The 2793-nt window shown below is 63.4% G+C and carries 3 protein-coding genes and 1 pseudogene; 3 read left to right on the top strand and 1 reads right to left on the bottom strand.

Going from position 1 to position 2793, the window contains the following annotated elements:
* Nucleotides 1-642, top strand: a 642-nt coding sequence (locus EPO55_RS19440; protein ID WP_296338810.1) for a helix-turn-helix domain-containing protein, incomplete at its 5' end; no start/stop codon positions are given.
* 4 nt (nucleotides 643-646) lie between these two features.
* Here the strand turns inward: EPO55_RS19440 and EPO55_RS19435 are convergent.
* Nucleotides 647-1222 (bottom strand): hypothetical protein, encoded by a 576-nt coding sequence (locus EPO55_RS19435; protein WP_296338809.1) that lies wholly within the window; start codon nucleotides 1220-1222, stop codon nucleotides 647-649.
* 147 nt (nucleotides 1223-1369) lie between these two features.
* Between EPO55_RS19435 and EPO55_RS19430 the strand changes: the two genes are divergently transcribed.
* Both EPO55_RS19430 and EPO55_RS19425 read left to right on the top strand, forming a co-directional pair.
* On the top strand, nucleotides 1370-2347 hold the full coding sequence (locus EPO55_RS19430) for a TAXI family TRAP transporter solute-binding subunit (RefSeq protein ID WP_296338808.1): 978 nt from the start codon (nucleotides 1370-1372) through the stop codon (nucleotides 2345-2347).
* 70 nt (nucleotides 2348-2417) lie between these two features.
* Nucleotides 2418-2793: pseudogene (locus EPO55_RS19425) on the top strand (hypothetical protein); the annotation flags it as partial.

Raw genomic sequence — 2793 nt, 5'->3', positions numbered from 1 at the left:
AATCTCTTCGCCCCTGGTCAGGTTCCGCGTACGGCCGACAGGTCTGTCACCCTCTCGGGCGTGACGCGGAACCTGACCAGGGGCGAAGAGCTGTTTGCCGAAGGCGATCCGTCCGACTTCTTCTACAAGGTCGTGTCGGGTACCGTGCGGACCTATAAGCTGCTGAGCGATGGGCGCCGCCAGATCGACGAATTTCATCTCTGCGGCGACATTTTCGGTCTCGAACCCGGCGACCAGCACCGCTTCTCCGCCGAGGCGGTCGACGATGCCTCGGTCGTCATGTTCCGCCGCCGCCGCTTCGCGGCGATCGCGCTGGACGATCCGGCGCTCGGCGACCAGGTCATGGCTTCGCTGATGCACAACCTCGAACGCGCACACGACCACATGATGCTGCTCGGGCGGAAATCCGCCCAGGAGCGGATCGCGACCTTCCTCCTCGACATGTCGAAGCGGATTGCCAAGGGCGACAGCTTCGATCTGCCGATGCAAAGATCCGACATTGCCGATCATCTCGGCCTCACGATCGAGACGGTATCGCGCACCCTGACGCAGTTTGCCCGAGACGGGCTGATCAAGTTGGCGGCCGCCAGCCGCTCGGTCGTGCTTTGCGACAAGGCCGCCCTTCGGCGGCTCGACGCCTGAATCGTCAATCCGCGCGTTCGTAGGGCAGGACTGTGACCGGCATCAGCGCCAACTTGTCGTTGACTAGGGCTTGGTGGCGGATCGGCCACCAATCGTAGAGAAAGATCTGCAGCGGTCGCCACATTGCGACCCAGCCGAGAATCAAAAGACCTTCCTGCAGGACTCGTCCCACAGTGTCGCCCGGCAGAACGAGCGCCAGCTGACGTAAGGTCATGCAGAGGACGAGGAAGGCGAGACCAATCGCCAGGGCCGAGCGGCCCTCGCGCAACTGGAACCGCATGCGCCGGCGCGTTTCCTGCGCGCGGTAAGCAAAATAGTTCCGGATGGCTGTTTCGAGGTTGACGCATTCCGGCAGGGCCAGCTGATCCGCGGGCAGATGAACAATCAATTCGATGGCTTCGGTCACAGGACGCTCGTCGGCCGACTCGAAGATGTAGGTCTCGGCATCGCGGTCCAGGTCCTTTTCGTGAAAGGGCGAGGGATCCAGTGAATTGAACAGCTGGCGAAGCTTGGAAAGCCGGACCTCGATGCGGCGGCGAGGCGGGCCATTGCTATCGATCGGCGGCGTGGGTCCGGGCATGGGCGTCGATCCTTCTTTTTCCTAGCCGCTTCTGCAGGTCGGTTTCCCGTACCGCGGATTGCGGGGCGGCTGTTGCCTGACCGTTGATGCCATGGTTTCTTCCGCGTCCCCCGGCAAGACCGGACGCGTTCGTTGGAGGAAATCTACATGAAAAGACGCCAGTTTATCGCCGCCGGCAGCACCGCCGGCGCGCTCGGTCTCACCGGCGCCTTCGCCGGCTCGGCGGTCGCGCAGGCCCAGCAGTTCTCGATCGCCACCGGCACGACCGGCGGCGTCTACTATCCGCTGGGTGGCGCCATGGGCAACATTCTCAGCAAGAAGGTGCCGGGTTGGGCGGTCACCGCCGAGGCGACGGCAGGCTCGGTCGCCAACATGCACATGATCCGCGACGGAAAGGCGCAGATGGCGCTGACCCAGTGCGATACCGCCTACGACGCCATCAAGGGCCTCGACAAGTTCAAGGACAAACCCGTCGAGTCGCGCACGCTCTGCGTCGTCTATCCGAACCTGGTGCACTTCGTCACCATGGAGGGCACCGGCATCAACAAGCTCTCCGACATCAAGGGTAAGCGCATCTCGACCAGTTCGCCCGTCAGCGGCTCGGAAGTGATGGCGCTGCGCATGATGGACGAACTCGGCCTCAAGGTGGCGGACATCAAGCGCGAGCGCCTGTCGCCGGCAGAGAGCACCAACGCCATGAAGGACGGCAAGCTCGACGGCTACTTCTTCAACGGCGGCCCGCCGGTTGCGGCAATCACCGATCTTGCGGCCACCCAGGGCGTGAAGATGAAGCTGCTCCCCAATGCCGACATGGTGCCGGCGCTCAACAAGAAGTACGGGCCGGTCTTCGCGCCCAGCGTCATCAAGGGCAAGTCGTACCCGGGCGTCGATGCCGACGTGCCGGTGATCGCCATCTGGAACATCCTGGTCGTGCCGGCCTCGATGAAGGACGACCAAGCCTACACCATCATCAAGACGGTGTGGGAGAACTACCCGGACCTGCTGGCCACCCACAAGGCGGTGACCGACATGACGCCGGAGAATCAGAAGCAGGCGAACTCCTCGGTGCCGTTCCATCCCGGCGCGATGAAGTTTTTTGCCGAGAAGGGCATCAAGCTCTCATAACGGCGGCAGATACGGATCGGGGCTCCCGCTTGAAGCGGGAGCCCCGTTGCTTTTTGGGGACGGAGACGACATGACGGTGCAGGCCGAACTGCTGAGCGACGAAGAACGTCGCAAGGTCGAGGAATTGATCGAGCAGGAGGAGGGCGGCGTCAGCCGCTTCGCCGGCTGGTACGGCCGGCTTCTGACGTCGATTGCCGTCGCCATGACGCTGTTCCATCTCTACGCCGCCGCCAGTACGATCGACCAGCAGAGCCTGCGCGAGATCCATGTCGCCTTCGCCCTGTCACTGGTGTTCCTGCTGTTCCCGGCAGTGAAGAGCTGGCGCAACCGCATCGCACCCTGGGACATCGTGGGCGCCGCCCTGTCGGTCGGGGTCATCTGGTACATGATGACCGGCGGCACCTGGATCAGCCTCGACGGCGTCGACGACTTCCTCGATCGCTATG

This window comes from Reyranella sp., assembly GCF_004296935.1.
GTDB lineage: Bacteria > Pseudomonadota > Alphaproteobacteria > Reyranellales > Reyranellaceae > Reyranella.
The sequence above is the reverse complement of the archived record's forward strand: the minus strand, read 5'-3'. Positions and strand labels throughout refer to the sequence as shown.

Coding starts and splice junctions, on each gene's coding strand:
- EPO55_RS19435 (WP_296338809.1), bottom strand. CDS start 1,222: ATGCCCGGACCCACGCCGCCGATCGATAGCAATGGCCCGCCTCGCCGC.
- EPO55_RS19430 (WP_296338808.1), top strand. CDS start 1,370: ATGAAAAGACGCCAGTTTATCGCCGCCGGCAGCACCGCCGGCGCGCTC.